General features: G+C 56.7%; 12 protein-coding genes and 1 pseudogene. 4 read left to right on the top strand and 9 right to left on the bottom strand.

The annotated features are described in order from the left end of the window. Positions 1–370: 370 nt before the first annotated feature. The 3 genes and pseudogenes from GSQ81_RS08935 to GSQ81_RS08930 all read right to left on the bottom strand — a co-directional run bounded on the left by GSQ81_RS08935 (position 371) and on the right by GSQ81_RS08930 (position 3423). Positions 371–1069: a hypothetical protein gene (locus GSQ81_RS08935; RefSeq protein ID WP_158910436.1), complete on the bottom strand. Its 699-nt coding sequence runs from the start codon at positions 1067–1069 to the stop codon at positions 371–373. A 423-nt stretch (positions 1070–1492) separates the two neighbouring features. Further along, positions 1493–1801: pseudogene (locus GSQ81_RS20345) on the bottom strand (putative sensor domain DACNV-containing protein); the annotation flags it as partial. A gap of 518 nt (positions 1802–2319) precedes the next feature. Further along, positions 2320–3423 (bottom strand): site-specific integrase, encoded by a 1104-nt coding sequence (locus GSQ81_RS08930; protein WP_158910435.1) that lies wholly within the window; start codon positions 3421–3423, stop codon positions 2320–2322. A gap of 509 nt (positions 3424–3932) precedes the next feature. Here GSQ81_RS08930 and GSQ81_RS08925 point away from each other — a divergent pair. Beyond that, the gene (locus GSQ81_RS08925; RefSeq protein ID WP_158910434.1) at positions 3933–5003 is read left to right on the top strand and encodes a site-specific integrase; all 1071 of its coding nucleotides are present in this window, start codon (positions 3933–3935) and stop codon (positions 5001–5003) included. A gap of 345 nt (positions 5004–5348) precedes the next feature. On the opposite strand, the gene GSQ81_RS08920 is transcribed toward GSQ81_RS08925, so the two are convergent. Further along, positions 5349–6740 carry a cell wall metabolism sensor histidine kinase WalK gene (locus GSQ81_RS08920; protein WP_158910433.1) on the bottom strand — a complete coding sequence of 464 codons (1392 nt, stop codon included), beginning with the start codon at positions 6738–6740 and terminating at the stop codon, positions 5349–5351. Further along, positions 6737–7432, bottom strand: coding sequence for a response regulator transcription factor (locus GSQ81_RS08915; RefSeq protein ID WP_158910432.1), 696 nt, complete (start codon positions 7430–7432; stop codon positions 6737–6739). Before GSQ81_RS08915 ends, GSQ81_RS08920 begins: the two co-directional genes overlap by 4 nt. 132 nt (positions 7433–7564) lie before the next feature. Between GSQ81_RS08915 and GSQ81_RS08910 the strand changes: the two genes are divergently transcribed. Both GSQ81_RS08910 and GSQ81_RS08905 read left to right on the top strand, forming a co-directional pair. Continuing rightward, positions 7565–10531 carry a TonB-dependent receptor gene (locus GSQ81_RS08910; protein WP_158910431.1) on the top strand — a complete coding sequence of 989 codons (2967 nt, stop codon included), beginning with the start codon at positions 7565–7567 and terminating at the stop codon, positions 10529–10531. A 76-nt stretch (positions 10532–10607) separates the two neighbouring features. Next, on the top strand, positions 10608–11918 hold the full coding sequence (locus tag GSQ81_RS08905; protein ID WP_158910430.1) for a histidine-type phosphatase: 1311 nt from the start codon (positions 10608–10610) through the stop codon (positions 11916–11918). Positions 11919–12600: 682 nt separating this feature from the next. Here the strand turns inward: GSQ81_RS08905 and GSQ81_RS08900 are convergent. The 3 genes from GSQ81_RS08900 to GSQ81_RS08890 all read right to left on the bottom strand — a co-directional run bounded on the left by GSQ81_RS08900 (position 12601) and on the right by GSQ81_RS08890 (position 14407). Then, positions 12601–13059, bottom strand: a complete 459-nt coding sequence (locus tag GSQ81_RS08900; RefSeq protein ID WP_158910429.1) for a thioredoxin family protein — start codon at positions 13057–13059, stop codon at positions 12601–12603. A 62-nt stretch (positions 13060–13121) separates the two neighbouring features. After that, positions 13122–13766 (bottom strand): RES domain-containing protein, encoded by a 645-nt coding sequence (locus GSQ81_RS08895; protein ID WP_158910428.1) that lies wholly within the window; start codon positions 13764–13766, stop codon positions 13122–13124. Further along, the gene (locus GSQ81_RS08890) at positions 13763–14407 is read right to left on the bottom strand and encodes a hypothetical protein (protein ID WP_158910427.1); all 645 of its coding nucleotides are present in this window, start codon (positions 14405–14407) and stop codon (positions 13763–13765) included. Before GSQ81_RS08890 ends, GSQ81_RS08895 begins: the two co-directional genes overlap by 4 nt. A 168-nt stretch (positions 14408–14575) precedes the next feature. On the opposite strand from GSQ81_RS08890, the gene GSQ81_RS08885 reads away from it, so the two are divergent. After that, positions 14576–14872 carry a hypothetical protein gene (locus GSQ81_RS08885; protein WP_158910426.1) on the top strand — a complete coding sequence of 99 codons (297 nt, stop codon included), beginning with the start codon at positions 14576–14578 and terminating at the stop codon, positions 14870–14872. A gap of 208 nt (positions 14873–15080) precedes the next feature. On the opposite strand, the gene GSQ81_RS08880 is transcribed toward GSQ81_RS08885, so the two are convergent. Then, positions 15081–15347, bottom strand: a complete 267-nt coding sequence (locus GSQ81_RS08880) for a hypothetical protein (RefSeq protein ID WP_158910425.1) — start codon at positions 15345–15347, stop codon at positions 15081–15083. Positions 15348–15366 lie beyond the last annotated feature (19 nt).

Raw genomic sequence — 15366 nt, 5'->3', positions numbered from 1 at the left:
TGGGCAACTCGGTTACAGCAGACTGATTTGTCTTCGGTCCATAACTGCTCGGGACGCGGGCCTGCTCAGCACGTCTGTTACAAAGCAAGACCCGAGACATGCTCCAGCAAAGCGCGGCGGCGACCGTATTGTAGGGCGCTCAAATACCTTCAACGGGGTGACTGTAGAAAGGCCAGTTTCTGATATCCGCAGCCGCTCGCTCCCGAACATCTAGACTCGCAAAGCTTCGGTTGGCGACTTCAGGCCAAGGCACTCCTCAAGCCCTGGAAGGGTTGGGAAGTGTATTGGAGATAATGCGCGAGGCCAAGGCTCTCCAGGTGCAATGGCGGTTTCGGACTACTCCAACTCGGCGTCCCGAAGGTAGTGCGAATTAAGTCTGCACTTCAGAATGGCTCTTTCGGACTTTGGGCGGAAACAGATCCTCATCGAGCGTCCCGGCTCTGAGTTGGAGTTGTTCCCACATTACAAGTTCGGATTTCACTGTTGTCATCGCACGAATGTCCCCATCTTGCGACACCACGATGCCGACGGCTGAAGGGTGCGCTTGGCAGTAGCGCATCATCGAGCGGTGGCGGGTGCCATATGCACGGGGATCGGCGGCCACGAGTTTCGTTGCGTACTCGTCCTGTGCCACAGAGATCTGCTTGACGTCTGTCTTGGTTCGGATTTCGACACCGAATCCGGCAACATCGAGTCCATTTTGAAGCAACACGGCACCGTCAACTCTAGAGAGAGACGCAACTAATCCCACAGCACCCGCAAGGGAGCCGAGGGCACCCGAGCTTAATGCCAGGTAGTGCCACGATCGATAAAGGACATCGTGGTCGAGGAGCGAGATCCCTTGCATGAAGATGTTCTCGCGTTCATCCGGCGTGATGAAGTACCCCGACTTGGCTATCGGCTTTCCATCGAATTCGATTTCATGCAAACGGCCTTGCCGCGCTTCGGTCTCGATAATTTGCTGCCTGATATGAGCTCCGGAGTAGGCCTTTAGGGAGTTGGATATGCCTCTATACGCCATCGGGTACTTGATACTAAGATCGGCGGTGGTCCTCTTAGGGCAGATCAAGAGTGCGCCTCCGTGTCGGTAGTCCCGAATTTTAAGGAGCACGCGACACAGTGAGCCCAGCCACTCGTTTCTCAGTTCGTCCCCGAAATCTTCTGCACATCTCCACAACTCATCTGTGCATTCAAACCATTTCCCAGCGCTTTGGTAGGCAACATCTCCAACGTCCCTCTTCACTTCGCTTTGGAATTGTCCTATGTAGCGACTTAGCGATTCGCTGAGCGGGCCTTTCCATAGCGCGTCATATTCTCGCGAAATCAATTTATTCTGACGGAGGATCGCGACAACTCGATCCCGCATGTAGACCGTTATTTCGCCTATACCAGTTATCTGAGAATAGAAGAGACCTGGCGCAAATGCTGATCGTGTCGATTCCCACCTCGTGAACCGCTCTAAATTTAGCGGAAGTTGATCTACTATGCCCCACACACGAAGCTCGGTTCCTGTTGCGTGAATTCCAATCGCGGCGTAGGACGGGTCTACAGCCTGAGCTAATTTTCGTAGGGTCCGCGTATCACATGGCAGAGATTCTGGAAACTGAATGGGCCTAGAACTAGCGACGTTAGCCTGTAGCTTTCGCGACCGATACGGCTTCACGGCTTCTATCGGAGACATGAAGGCAGCGGAGCAGATGATTTGGTGTCCCTCCTCCGCTTGGAGGCTCAAATGAAAAAGCACTTCAAAAAATTGGGTAATGACTGGCAGGTCAGGCAAGCCATCCTTCTCTTGGTGCATGCGGGGGAACCCAGTAAGCAGGTAAGAATGAACAAGCGCCGCCAAATCGGACGGGTGTTGGACCGTTGGTGATGCTACGGTAGTGATGCCATTGCCCTCCGGTTTCATCGGTCTCAAATTCCTCCCTACAAGAGTATTCTTACGCGTCGGTCAGCGAACCAGTGGGCTTTCTCGCATTGCGAGTCGCCTGAGGGCAGACATCGATCAAAGCCACGCTGGTACCACGAAGTTGGGCGGATGCCTCCGAGTGTGAATTCGCATGGTCCTCGCTTGACGATAACAAGCCGAAGCACTCATTGAGTCCTGAACGGGCAGCCTGGTGGTACTCCGTATGAACGCAGGCAACGTCAATGTCCTTTCGCTCTTGCGGGACCAAAAGCTCAGTCATACAGTAAGAAATTATGGGGTGCTTTGGCGTTGACGATGAGTTTGCGCCATACGCGACATGGCACAGGGTCACGGTATCAGTGATTGGGTGGCGGAAGTGACTGGGGCCAGCAAAGTGACCGATGGCGGTTTCACTGGATTGCTGCTTGGTTAGTTTCGCCGAATTCTTGCAGTCTCCTGTGCTCGGCGAGTCGATCAACAGCCGCGAGTTTGTGTGACGGAGCGAGGTGAGCGTAACGGGTCGTCATCTTGATGTCTTTATGGCCGGCCAACTCTTGTACCGTCCGCAGATCAACTCCGGCCATTACAAGCCGAGAAATGTATGTGTGCCGGAAAATGTGCCAGGTCACGTCGTGCAGGGCTGGATTCTTTTTGATGGCTTCTTCCATCACAAGTTCAAACCACGCTCGCGGAGAAATCATCGGCTCACCGTATCGGGTAAGGCAAACCTGTTTCGAGTCAGGATTGCGCCTGGTCCGCAGCTCTTCAAGAGCTTTCACCGCAGAGGCCGTCAGGATTACAACCCGAGCTGTCCCGTTCTTCGTCCTCAGTAGGAGCAACTGACGACGCTCCAAGTCCACCCGGTCCCACTCCAAAGAATACTGCTCGCCCCGACGCATTCCGGTTTCAAGAGCCAGTGTGAGTTCAGACTCGTGAATAGGGCATCGCTCGCGAACGATCCGCCGAATTAAAGCCTCTTCTTCGTACGTGACGAAGCGCACTCGACCGTTGTCTTCGCGGTGCAGGCGAACGAGGCGAGCAGGATTTTGCTCCACCTTCCCATTGCGGATCGCCTCTTGAAAGATCATCGACAGCGTACCGCGATACCGGTTGATTGTTGTCTTGGTTAGGTCGTCCCGCGTATCAAGATAGGCTTTGATCGACTGTGGGGTAATTTCCGTCACGGGTGTCTTGCCGAAGACGGGAAGCAACTTTCCGATGGTGGAGCGGTCGCCAGGGTACGACGCCTTATGCTCTTTGGAGTAGACGAGAGCGTCTTCCGCAATTTCCTCAAAGAGGACGGCCCGTCGTGGCCGTATCTCGGGCAACTTGACTCCCATGCGGGCGTCGGTTTTCCGCTTCTGATACAGCGTGACCGCATCGGAGCGGCGGCCAACTTTTTCGCGGTGTCTTCGACCTTCCACGTAGTAGTTGATCCACCAAATTCCGCTATCGAGGGGATGCTCGTATACTCCCTTAATCGGCTTCGGTTTCTTGCTCAATGCGTTTGCCACGGGGCCCTCTCCTTCAACAACCTGCTCCTTAATAATGACACCGAAGGTGGGTAGTGGTGGCTGTTTTGATGGCTGTTCAAATTGAGAATCTATGCGATTCACTGCAACGATCTGCGGTCGACATTCCTACAAGTCTTTTATAATCAACAGACGTGCAAAGCATTGCAAGGCGTTGCAAACCCCAAAATGCCCCTGTTAACCGAAGGGTTGTAGGTTCGAGTCCTACCTCAGGAGCCAATCAATCAACAACTTAGCTTAATAAAACACAGCAAAAAGCTGTGGGAATATGCCAACGGTGGCCACTTTCACCGTCAGGCTATTTCAAAACGGATGCTACCCCATAGCAATCCAGCTTAGTTGTCACCATCCTGATGTATCGCCTCCGATCCCAGCCTCACTCCCGCCGCCCTGGTCCGGGACACTTCTGAATTTGACCGAATATGGACTTCACCTGAATCTCCAGTCGCGCGCCGGACTACCGGCCCGCCTTACCGAGAGGCAGGAGCAGCATGGCCATTTATCTGCGGGGAAAATATCTTCGGTATCGGTTTCGCTTTGCGGGAAAGCAGATCGACGAATCCACCAAGACCCCATCCAAAACCATCGCGAAAGAGGCTGAAAAGCAACACCGGCGGGCACTCGAAGCGGGCTACAACAACTTTAAGGAACTTCGGGAAAACCGTGTGCGGGTTCTCCAGGAGATCATCGACGAATATCTGGTCGGATACCGGCTTCGATACCGTTCGGCTACTTTCGCCGAGTATGCCCTTGGGCATGTGGCTCGTCTCCTCGGAACGAAGGTCGTCGGCGACATCACTGATTCCTCGGTGCTTCACTATCAGGAAGACCGGCTGCGCGAGAAAGCCGCGCCGAAGTCGATCAACGAAGAGGTCCGGTTTCTGCTCAAGATGCTCGGCGACCCGGGCGAACTGATTCGCGCGCAACTCAAGAAGACCAAGCAGCTCAAATTGGCCGTCCACAAACGGATCGGCAAAGCTTTCGACAACGCGGAGACAGAGGGCCTCGCAGATAGAGCCAGGAAGTCACGTAGTCCCCATCTGTATCCGGCTTTCATGCTGGCTCGTAATGGAGGTCTTCGGGACACCGAGATTAAGACCCTTACCTGGGAACAGATAAAGTTCGACGCCCGGACGGTCAAGGTAGGCAGGGCAAAGAGCGAAGCTGGTGCGGGACGGGTCGTACCTCTGAACGCCGAGGTCTACCACGCACTCGTCGAGCATCGCGCATGGTTTACAAAGCGGTTCGGCGAAATCGAGGATGAGTGGTACGTCTTCCCCTGGGGCAGGCCCATGCCCTCCGATCCGAAGCGGCACATTACCTCTTTCAAGACGGCATGGAAGACGACGCGCAAGAATGCGAAGGTGAAGGGCCGCTGGCACGACAACCGGCATTCCCTCATCACAGAGCTTGCCGAAAGCGGCGCCGGCGACGAGACCATCATGGAGATCGCCGGGCACGTTGACCGCCAGATGCTGCTTGGCCTGCTTGAGGCGGTGGCGGCTCCGCGGAGAAGGCCCAGAGTACAAGAAGGTGGGTCCGCTTGTGCGGTATCGCCTTGAAGCAGTCATGCAATGGGTGGACGGGTTGCCGACAGGTGGAAACGGTCGGCGACCTCAGCCTGCCAGTCCACCCTCCAAGCGGTTGGTTCCTGCGGCTTGAGTCACTCGTCCCTGGCAGATGGATCACAAAGGTGCGCCGACCTTCGTTGTCGCTGGCGGGTCGGAGGGCTGATTGAAATAGCATGAATCCGCAAAGATAAACCGAAATTTGACCGAGTTTTCGATCCGCCCCATGCTGTCTCCGCAATTGAAGGAGGTGCATGTGAACGAAGCGGCCATAAACATAACCCAATCAATGTGGCTTCAGCCACTGAGGGAATGTTCGGAGACTTGATCAGACTCTCTCTAAAGAACATGCAGCGGAAGCATCAACTGAAAGGTCGTGCCGCTCTGTTCTGCGCTCACCACGGAGAGCTCCGCGAAGTGCATCTCGGAGATCCATTTCGCAATCGCCAACCCCAATCCGTTGCCCTCCACCTGGCTTCGCGAAGGATCCACGCGATAGAAGCGATCGAAGATGCGCGGCAGGTCGGTCGCCGCAATCCCCATGCCGCTATTGTGAATCGATAGAACGGCCTGTCCTGCGACTGCGTTCAACGCGACTTCGATACGGCCCGGCGCCTCCGTGTACTTCAGCGCGTTATCCAGCAGAATCCAGAGCAGCCTGCGTAAACTGGTGAAATCTCCCAGAACACCCACCGATTGCGCGGAATCCCGTGCGATCGATAAGAGAAGGTTTCGCTCATCTGCCAGAGGGCGGGCCAAACCACAAGCCTCTTCCACCACTCTGGTCAAATCCATCGGCTCCAGAATAATGTGGAACGATCCCGCATCGACACGAGCAAGCGTGAGCATCTCTTCCAGCAGTACCGCCGCCTTCGCCGCCTCATCCACGATGTCCTCGAAGGCGCGCCGGCTGCCTGAATCGATATGAGGATTTCTCAGCGCCACCTCGGCTACGGTTCGTGTAAACGACAACGGCCCTCGCAGCTCATGAGAAGCATCGGCAGTAAACTGTCGAATCTGTCCCACTGCCGTATCAAGACGAGCAAGCATTGCATTGCACGTCTCCGCCAGCCGCTGCAGCTCATCGCCGGTCTCGGCAACCGGCAAACGTTCCGATAGATTACGGATGCTGATCGAACGCGCGGTCGCTGTAATTTTATCTACTGGCTGCAGCGCTTTGCGGCTTACCCAATAGCCGCTGGCCGAGGATATCAACAACAGAATCGGCGCCGCAGCCAGCAAACCTCTCCAGAATCTTTCAAGAATCAGCAGGCTTCCTGCCTCGGGCGCAGCAGCCAGCAGAAACAGATCTTTGCCTCCAAGCGAGAACGGTCGCATCAACACCAGATACGGTTGATCGCCTGCATTCACCAGCACAAATCGCTCGCTCGAGTCTCCTCTGACCGTCGGCCATGGAAAATCTTGTGCCGCTTGCGATGGAGCGCCATACGCGCGAAGACCATCCGCGGCAAAGATCTCCGAAAGCCCCTTGCCCGTTGCGCGCGCAAAGTCTTCAAAGTCCTGGTTTCGCGCCGCGTCATTCGCCTGTTGATCTTTGCGCAACAGATACTGCAAGCGGTCGATGCGGTGCGTCAAGGTCAGCTTGCGCTCTTGCGTCAAGGTTTGTTTCAGGTTCAGCCACATGGCCGCGCCAAAAAGTATCCATCCAATCAGAAATACGCTGCCGAACCACGTCGTCAGTCGTAACGATATCGACGCCTGCCGCTTCATCGCGCTTCGCACCGCAGCGAATAACCCACCCCGCGAACCGTGTGCAGCAGCTCTAACTCCCCAGGCTGCGTAATCTTCGCTCGCAGCGCGCGGATCAGTACATACAGGCTGTCGAAGCTCACATCGGCATCCGAGCTCCATCCCTCTTCGATCAGCGCCCCATGCGGAACCACAGTCCGCGCGCGTCGTATCAGTATCTCCATCAACGCGCATTCGGTCCTTGTCAGTAACTCCACACGCTCGCCTCGTTGTAACTCATAACGATGCGGCTTGAAGATGAGGTCCTCGAATTGTATTGATTCGACTGTTGGCTCAGGCACGCGACGCGAAGCTGCCCGCACCTTGGCAAGCAGTACATCCAGCGCAAAAGGCTTCGTCAGATAGTCATCCGCTCCCGCATCCAGTCCACAGACAATGTCCTCCATCGAATCCCGCGCGGAGGCGATAATCGTCTGTGTGCCCAGCCCATCTTCGCGCAGCTTCTTGATGACGGCGAAACCATCTCTGCGCGGAAGCATCACATCCAAAATCATCAGGTCGAAGTTATTCGTCTTACCCAGCCGCAAAGCCTCGTCGCCGTCATAAGCCAGTGCGATCGTATGCCCTTCTCCTTCCAGAGCGCGGCCCATGTGGCCGGCAAGGCTCCGCTTATCTTCAGCGATCAGGATGCGCATAATTGCGAGACTAGCCACACCTCGTGAATATTCCGTGAATCACGCGAAAACTGCTCCAATCCTTAGATTGAGCTTAGAGTGGCCTGCCATACTCAGCCCTGTTCACACATATCTGCCATTGCGCAGCGATCAGGTCTGGAGAAAATCTGCATGTCTATGAACCTTGTTTTTGCGAGCCTTGTCTTTACTATCGGTGATTGCCGGCGTCGTCTCGCCCTCTGTCTGCTGCTCTGTCTCTCCCTGCTGTCCTCGCATTCACTGGCGCAATCCGGCAGAGGAACCATCTCGGGCTCCGTCGTCGATCATGCCGGAGCCGCGCTGGCCGGTGCGCAGCTCCAGCTCACACCGCTGAACATCCTCGGCGTCACCTCGCAACAAGGCTCCTTCACGCTCCCCGCCGTCCCTGCAGGAAGCTATACCATCACCGTCTCCTATGTCGGGTTCGAACCCCAGAAGACGCACCTCGAGCTCAAGCCCGGACAATCGTTGAACCTCGATCTGAAGTTGACCGTCGCCTCGCGGAGCGAAGAAATTCTTGTCACCGCCGATCGTCCCCATGGTGAAGCCGAGGCCATCAATCAGACACGGACCGCGGACAATATCGTGCAGGTCCTTCCCTCAGAGGTCATCACTAGTCTGCCCAACGCCAATGTCGCCGACGCTATCGGTCGCCTTCCTTCGGTCAGCCTCTACCGCATCGAAGGCGAAGGCGTCTACATCCAGGTCCGCGGCACGGAGCCTCGCCTCACCAACGTCACCGTCGACGGCATCACCATTCCCTCGCCTGAACCCACCGTCCGCCAGGTGCGCCTCGACGTTCTTCCATCCGACCTGATCGAGGCTGTCGAGCTCAATAAGACCCTCTCTGCCAATCAGGATGCCAACGGCATCGGAGGTTCCGTCAATCTGCGCACCAAAGAGGCCGGCGACCTGCCCACTCTCAACCTCTACGGGAACGGAGGCTTCACCAACATCGAGAATGGCCGCTCCTCCTATGGCGTAGGCGGCACTGCTGGTAAGCGCTTCGGAGCCACCAAGCGTTTCGGCATTCTCGGCAACGCAGCCTTTGATTACAACGGGCGCGGCATCGATAACATTCAGCCATCGCTCGATCCACTCTCCACCTTTGCGCAACCGTTCTATGACAATGACACCATCCGCGAATATCGATACTACCGTTATCGCTACGGATTTGCGGGCAGCGCCGACTACCGGCTCAGCGACAACGCCAGCGTGTATGCGCACGGCATCTACTCCGACTTCAAGGACTGGGGCGACAAGTGGTACTATGAGCCCGTCTCAACCCCCCTCAGCGCAACCGGCGCACTCCCCAGCGTCACCGCCGCTTCTCCAGCACCGAAGTTCTACACATCGAGCAAGCGTCCCAACGCCTCCGTTGGCGCCTTGATTCTCGGAGGAAGAGATGCTCGCGCCAACTCCCTCCTGACCTGGGAGCTATCGGCAGCACGGTCTTATGAGGTTGACTCGGCCGGCAACCCGAAGGCCGACTTCTCCTGGATTGGTCCCTCCGTCTTTTGTAACTACTCCCCCTCCGCGCAACAGAATCCCAACCGTCCTACCTTCAACACATGCGACGCCAATAACTCTCCCTTGCAGAATGCGAACCTGTGGGCCTTCAAAGACATCACCACATCGACCGGTTCCAGTACACAGCTCAACCTGACCGCAGCCACCTCTTACGCGCATAACTACACCTTAGGCTCCCACTTCGGCTCGTTCGAAACCGGCTTCAAGTTCACCAATGCTCACAAGACCCAGGACGCTACTGAGACCGTCTACGATGGCTGGTCGACCAAGGCCAACTCCGCCGTTACCATGGCCCAGCTCCAAGGCGACTTCAGCAATACCGACTACTACAACGGCAGCTACTTCGGCGGTAAGTATGGCCCCGTCTCAGACTTCAACAAAGCCATGGCTTACACCCTCACTAACTTCAAAGGCTTCGTCGACGCAGCCAAGACCGCTGCCGCTACCTATCCCAACATCTTCCATACCGTCGAACGCATCACCGCAGGCTACGTCATGAACACCATCGACTTCGGCAATCTGCACGTCCAGACCGGACTGCGTTTTGAAGGAACTCAGATGGACACCTTCGGCTACAAAGTCCTGCTTACGCCAACAGGTGGGATACCTACCGGCGTTGCCAATAATCCCTCCTACCTCGATGTTCTGCCAAGCGTGCAGCTACGCTATCGCCTCACACCCGACTCCGCACTACGCGCAGTCTACGCTCGGGGTGTCGCACGTCCTGACGCCTACCAACTAGTTCCCTATGTCACAGAGGACAGCACTGCCAGCCCTGTCGCAGTCAGCATTGGCAATCCCTCCCTGCGTCCCGAGCATGCGAATAACTACGACTTACTCTATGAGAACTATCTACGCCCGCTCGGCATGATCCAGGCAGGCTTCTTCTTCAAGCAACTGAATGCTCCGCAGTTACTTTCTACGCTTCCCGGCAACCTCGACCTATCCAACTTCCCTGTCGGGTACTTCCCAACCGCACTGCAGGCGGTCATCGAGCAGTATCCGGGCGATGCCATCACGCAGTATGTCAACGGCCAAAACGCCTACCTCTACGGCTTCGAGCTCAGCTATCAGCAGCACCTGAGTTATCTCCCCGGAGTTCTACGCAACCTGGGCGTCTCCGCGAATTACAGCTACACCGCATCGCGCGAGAAAGGCGTTCCCCTCCGCAACGACCATCCCACATTGATCGATCAGGCTCCCAACACCTGGAACCTCAGCGGCACCTACGACACCAAACGCTTCTCTCTGCGCACCGGCCTCGCCTACAACGGCCAAAGCCTGTTCTCTTACAACTGGGTCTCTCCAACCCTGGTGAGTGGAGCGGACCCAAGCGGCCTCGGCCCCAGGGGACCCTCCGGCGACGTCTACACGCTCACCCATTTTCAGGTCGATGCACAGGGCAGCTATCGCCTCGTTCGCGGCCTGAGCGCTGTCGTCTCCGGACTTAATCTCAACAACGAGGTCTTCGGTTATTACACCGGCAGCTCCCAGTTCATAAATCAGCGAGAGTATTACAAACCTACGATCACCGCCGGCATTCGATATAACTTCCAGCATGAGCGGTAAGTTCTTTCGATAACTCCTTATCCGCCGGAGCACACACTCTTAGTGGTGCTTCGGCATCTCAGATTCAAGGAACCTCATGACGCGATGCCTTCTGTCCATCACCCTAGTTGCCTTTCTCTGTGCGCCTCTTGTCGCGCAGACTGTTCCTTCTCCTTCGCAGAATAAGGATGCCGCGAACCTAGCGTTTGTCGTCTACCTCAGCCGCCATGGAGTTCGGTCGCCTACAGGCAAGGCTTCTCAATACAGCATCTACTCAGCCGCGCCCTGGCCCGCATGGGATGTCAAGCCCGGCTATCTCACTGCTCACGGCTACACCCTGATGAAGCTCTTCGGCGCCTACGACCGCGCCCAACTCGCAAGCGAAGGGCTCCTCAGCGCGCAGGGATGCGAAGCGGCCTCCAGCGTGACCATCTACGCCGACTCTGACCAACGCACCCGCGAGACTGGCAACGCACTCTCCGAAGGCCTGTTTCCCGGCTGCAATGCTCGGGTGCAATCCCTGCCTGAAGGAACGAACGACGCGCTCTTTCACCCTGTTCCTGCAAAGCTCGGCCCCTTAAACTCCGCGCTTGCTGCTGCCGCGATTGCCGGGCGCGTCGGTGGCGATCCCAATAACCTCACCACTGCCAACGATCAACAGCTCGCCGCTTTTGACAACATCCTCGCCACTTGCGGTGCATCGCCCTCCGCTCCGTCATCGAAACGCACTTCAATCCTTACCCTTCCGGCAAGCATTACGACCGCAAAAGGCGACCATCTCGCCGAACTGCGCGGTCCCATCAATACCGCTGCCACGCTCACCGAAAACATTCTCCTCGAATACACACAAGGCATGGACGCCGCAGATGTGGGCTGGGGCTGCGTCGATGGCATAAAACTCCGCTCTCTCATCGGCCTCCACACCGTTGCATCCGACTTTGCGCAACGCACCCCTGTCATCGCCCAGGCACAGGCATCCAACCTGCTCGACCACATTGAAAGATCGCTCGAGCAGGCCGCCACCTGCCGCGCCGTTCCGGGTGCCGTATCCCGGCCGGCAGATCGCGCTCTCTTCCTCGTCGGCCACGACACGAATCTCTCCAACATCGCAGGCCTGCTCAACCTCACATGGATCGCCGACGACCGTCGCGACGATACCCCTCCCGGCAGCGCGCTTGTCTTCGAGCTATGGAAAGACCCCACCTCCGGTCGTTACTCCGTGCGCGTCTACTTCACCGCGCAGACCCTCGAGCAGATGCGCGCCGCCGCGACCCTCTCCCCCGCCAACCCGCCGAGCCGTGTGCCCGTCTTTCTCCCCGGCTGTAGCCGGCAGGATCTTTCCTGTTCCTGGACCGACTTCTCCCAGACCGTCCATCAAGCGATCGATCCCAGCTACGTTCAAAAATAGAGTCGTAGAAGCACCCCAATCCAGAGACTGGCCACCGCCACAGCTCCAGCCTATTGACAGCCCCGGTATAATTAAATCAGAAGGAAAAAGAGAGAGGCCCGGCACTCGCCGGGCCTTTTCATTTAACCTAAGTCCGAACCGAAGTCCGGACTTAGGTCCTTTTTTTCGAAGACTTTAGGACTTAAGTAGGGGGGAAGGGGGTGCTGATGCAACAGCAGCAACACAGACGGCAAACGAGCGTGGTGACTCTTGAATTCGCATCCCAAACCAAGGGCCAAAAGCGAGCTCTATACCAACTTTGGGCCTCACTTACACAAGGGCCAAAGGCCCGCTCTATACCAGCCTGGGGCAAACCGGGGTCCCCGACGAGCGCGCTTTTGGCTCGTTGGGGTGGAACGCCCTAGTCCTGATATTTTTCGCGCAGCCGCGGGTGCGTCGAAGCATGAGTTGCACACGCTCCACCTCGTTGAGCCAGTCGGCGACTGTCGCTTCCACTTCGCCTTCTCGGGCGGAAGAATGCCAGTCGGACAGCTTGGCCCAAGGCGCTTCAGCGCAAGCGCGCGATATCGATTGAGCGTTCGGTCTCCTGCCGTGGCGCACCAGACATCATCTTCGGAGTAAAAACGAACAACGGGAACTCGGCTTCCTCCGTTGATGCGCAACTCTTGGCTGAGCTCCGTATTCATCTCGCGTTCCAGAAATGCACATTGATCTTTGCAGGATTGGCTTCGGCGGTCCGCTGGATCAGCGGACACTGCTCGACACAATCTTCGCACCAGATGCCGGAATGAACAAGAATCTTCATCTCCCGCTCGAAGCCGGCGATGAACTCCTGTTGAGTTGCATCGAGCCCTGCAATGTCGTAGACCTGCGTCCAGCGGCGCTGCTGCTCTTCAGTACCGTTCGCAAGGTACTGCCCGTATGGAAGTGCAACGGAGAATTGATCTGAAAATGTTGACATCGTGGCTTCTGTCTCCAAACAGATGAATCTATGAACTACCCGATGATGGCATGCCACCTCAAGAAAATCACAGACGTGCTCGACGCCGCAAACTGACGGAAGCGCTTCATCTCGCCTGGGCGGCTTCGCAATGCACAATTCCGATTCTGGAAGTAAGAGCGCGAGCATTCGTTCCATCATCGAGTCTCTTGAACTGAGTTTCTCAACGAACTCTGACATGGCCGACGCGAGAGAAGACCGAGCTAAATCTTGTGGATCTTCAGTCGGCGAATCAGAGCGATGATCTCTGAGCGTCTCGGCTCCAGCGCCAACGGTTCGTCCGAAACGACTGTCAACGGAGGGGCAGGCATGCGTTGGCCGAAAAGCATGAGGCAACGCCCCGCGTCATCTCTTCGCGATCCATAGGCCAGAGCCTGCGCATCGGGGCACTGCAGATAGGCCGCTTGAGACCATGCTCTCGTCTCCTCGTAGCAAGCCGGCAGGCTGTCGATCAACTGAGCGCGAGTGAGATTTTGGAGAGCAGGCAAATAGGGCGTGTGGAAGCTCACACATTCGAGCGGCTCAGGAAGGACCACCCCCGCCAGATGGTAATGCCGAAGCTCGTCCTCATCGAAGGACCCAGAGGGATGGAGCGGAATGTCATGCAGCACCGACTCGATGTAAGCGCACTCCGGCGTGCTGGCCACGTAGTAGGTATGCAGCCACGTCCCGCCTTCGGCATGGATGGGAGCGAAACGGGTGTCGCCCCATCCCAGGGAAAAGGAGCCTGCATGGGTGGGATAGTTCTTCGTGCTGTACACATGGAACCAGACCGCGACGTCGGAGTGCTTCACGGAGACCGCGGTAAATGCCTCTGACGGGCCGGGTACCGGTAGTCCACAGATCATGCTACATAGCTCCCTTGCCGCTTCTTGAGAGCGTTGAGCAGGTCCTCACGTCGATCCAGAGCGTCTTTGGGAGCTACCGGAGTCGGACCCTCTGGTCCGGGTTCAACGATCCATCCGTTGGGGAAGTGAAACCACGCAGCGAGCTTCCACGAATCCGCCACCGGGCCAAAGGCCTTCAAGATGTCCCGGATCACCGGCAGAGGCTGGTATAGAGTGTCAAATTCGTAGCGTGGGAAGTACTCCTTCCCGCCGAAGTTGACGCTGAAGATCCGCCCGCGGCGCTTCCAGTCGCTGGCCGGCATGGATCGGTTCGAGGGTGGCTCCGACTGCAATTGATTAAGCATCTCGTTGCTGAGCCACTCCCCTCCATGAAACATCGTCCGAATGGTCTCCATCCGATCGATACGTTCCTCAACCAGGCCGAGGTCGGGCTCGATCAAACCACTCACAAGTCCGGCAAGTTGGTCTGCTTGTTCCAGGATGGCTGTCTGCCGGGTGCTGAGAACGAGGTGGACGGCTTGGGCGATCCCTTGGCGGACCGACCGCAAAATCGCAGGATTGGTCCCTTCGGGAAGAGCCAGGTCCAAGGCGAGCGTGTCACCGGCGCCTCTTGATTTCGGATTAGTGATGGATGAGCTCACCTTCGCCTCCTGCCAATACTGTCACAATCGTACACTAAAGCGGCAATATCGGCAATATTACACCCTGACCTTGGGCTAATCAGATCGCCGTCACGAACTGGGCCACAGCGGACTACAGGCATTTCGTTCGGTAGACCGTCAGTCAAGAAGTTACTGAAAGGAAAACAGATGCTCACTATCTATTCTTGTTCGAGCGCCGACGTGGACAGGCTTCTCGGTCTGCCCGATCAATTTCTCGAAGATTGGGCCGAGGACGCGTTTCAGGGAGGCAGACGGGACCGTGACTACGAAGAACGCTCCGCAGAATGGTCTGCGATCCGGCCGCTCCTGATGTCCGCTCCAACACTGCTTCGAGCGCTCAAACAGATCGCCTCTGTCTGTCGAGGCTCCGCCGCGCCTATGGCGGTGCATTGCGGGGCGGTTGTTCGAGCCGCGGTGGATGAGCTAGGCAGTATCGACATATAGAAACGAGACGGGACGGATCGAACGGGTGGGAAATAGCGGAGAAAATCTTGGCATCACCTGCCGACCGCAGGTCCTTCGACTCCGCCTCACGCGATAAAACTGCGAGAGGCTCCGCTCAGGATGACAGCTTCTATATTAATCAATCACTTGCACTCAATCTATATGTCGATACTGCCTAGTAGGTGACGAGCCGACATCTCTGCCGCCTTCAACTCCGAACGAAATCACCGCCGGGAGGATTTACCTGGAAGCCGCGGGCAAAATCGTCGATTCCATCCGCCATGCGGAAGAAGCGAGAGGGTGGCAAGGCTTCGAAATCCGATTCAAGGACGGCACATTTCTCTTTATCGAGCCAATACCGACGGTTGAATTTAGAATGCGTCATCTGACGACCAGCGACGGCGATATCGAGATTCTTCGCGATTATGGAACCTTGCCACGACCCAGTTAGCCCTGATTCGCTGGAGCCCTTCATTCCAATTGCTGATCATACG

It is taken from the genome of Granulicella sp. L56, assembly GCF_009765835.1.
Taxonomy (GTDB): domain Bacteria; phylum Acidobacteriota; class Terriglobia; order Terriglobales; family Acidobacteriaceae; genus Edaphobacter.
The sequence above is the reverse complement of the archived record's forward strand: the minus strand, read 5'-3'. Positions and strand labels throughout refer to the sequence as shown.

Excerpts from the sequence above, each read along its gene's own strand:
- GSQ81_RS08900 (WP_158910429.1), bottom strand. The coding sequence starts at position 13,059 with ATGATGGAACGAATGCTCGCGCTCTTACTTCCAGAATCGGAATTGTGC.
- GSQ81_RS08885 (WP_158910426.1), top strand. The coding sequence starts at position 14,576 with ATGCTCACTATCTATTCTTGTTCGAGCGCCGACGTGGACAGGCTTCTC.
- GSQ81_RS08910 (WP_158910431.1), top strand. The coding sequence starts at position 7,565 with ATGTCTATGAACCTTGTTTTTGCGAGCCTTGTCTTTACTATCGGTGAT.
- GSQ81_RS08925 (WP_158910434.1), top strand. The coding sequence starts at position 3,933 with ATGGCCATTTATCTGCGGGGAAAATATCTTCGGTATCGGTTTCGCTTT.
- GSQ81_RS08920 (WP_158910433.1), bottom strand. The coding sequence starts at position 6,740 with ATGAAGCGGCAGGCGTCGATATCGTTACGACTGACGACGTGGTTCGGC.
- GSQ81_RS08895 (WP_158910428.1), bottom strand. The coding sequence starts at position 13,766 with ATGATCTGTGGACTACCGGTACCCGGCCCGTCAGAGGCATTTACCGCG.
- GSQ81_RS08880 (WP_158910425.1), bottom strand. The coding sequence starts at position 15,347 with ATGAAGGGCTCCAGCGAATCAGGGCTAACTGGGTCGTGGCAAGGTTCC.
- GSQ81_RS08905 (WP_158910430.1), top strand. The coding sequence starts at position 10,608 with ATGACGCGATGCCTTCTGTCCATCACCCTAGTTGCCTTTCTCTGTGCG.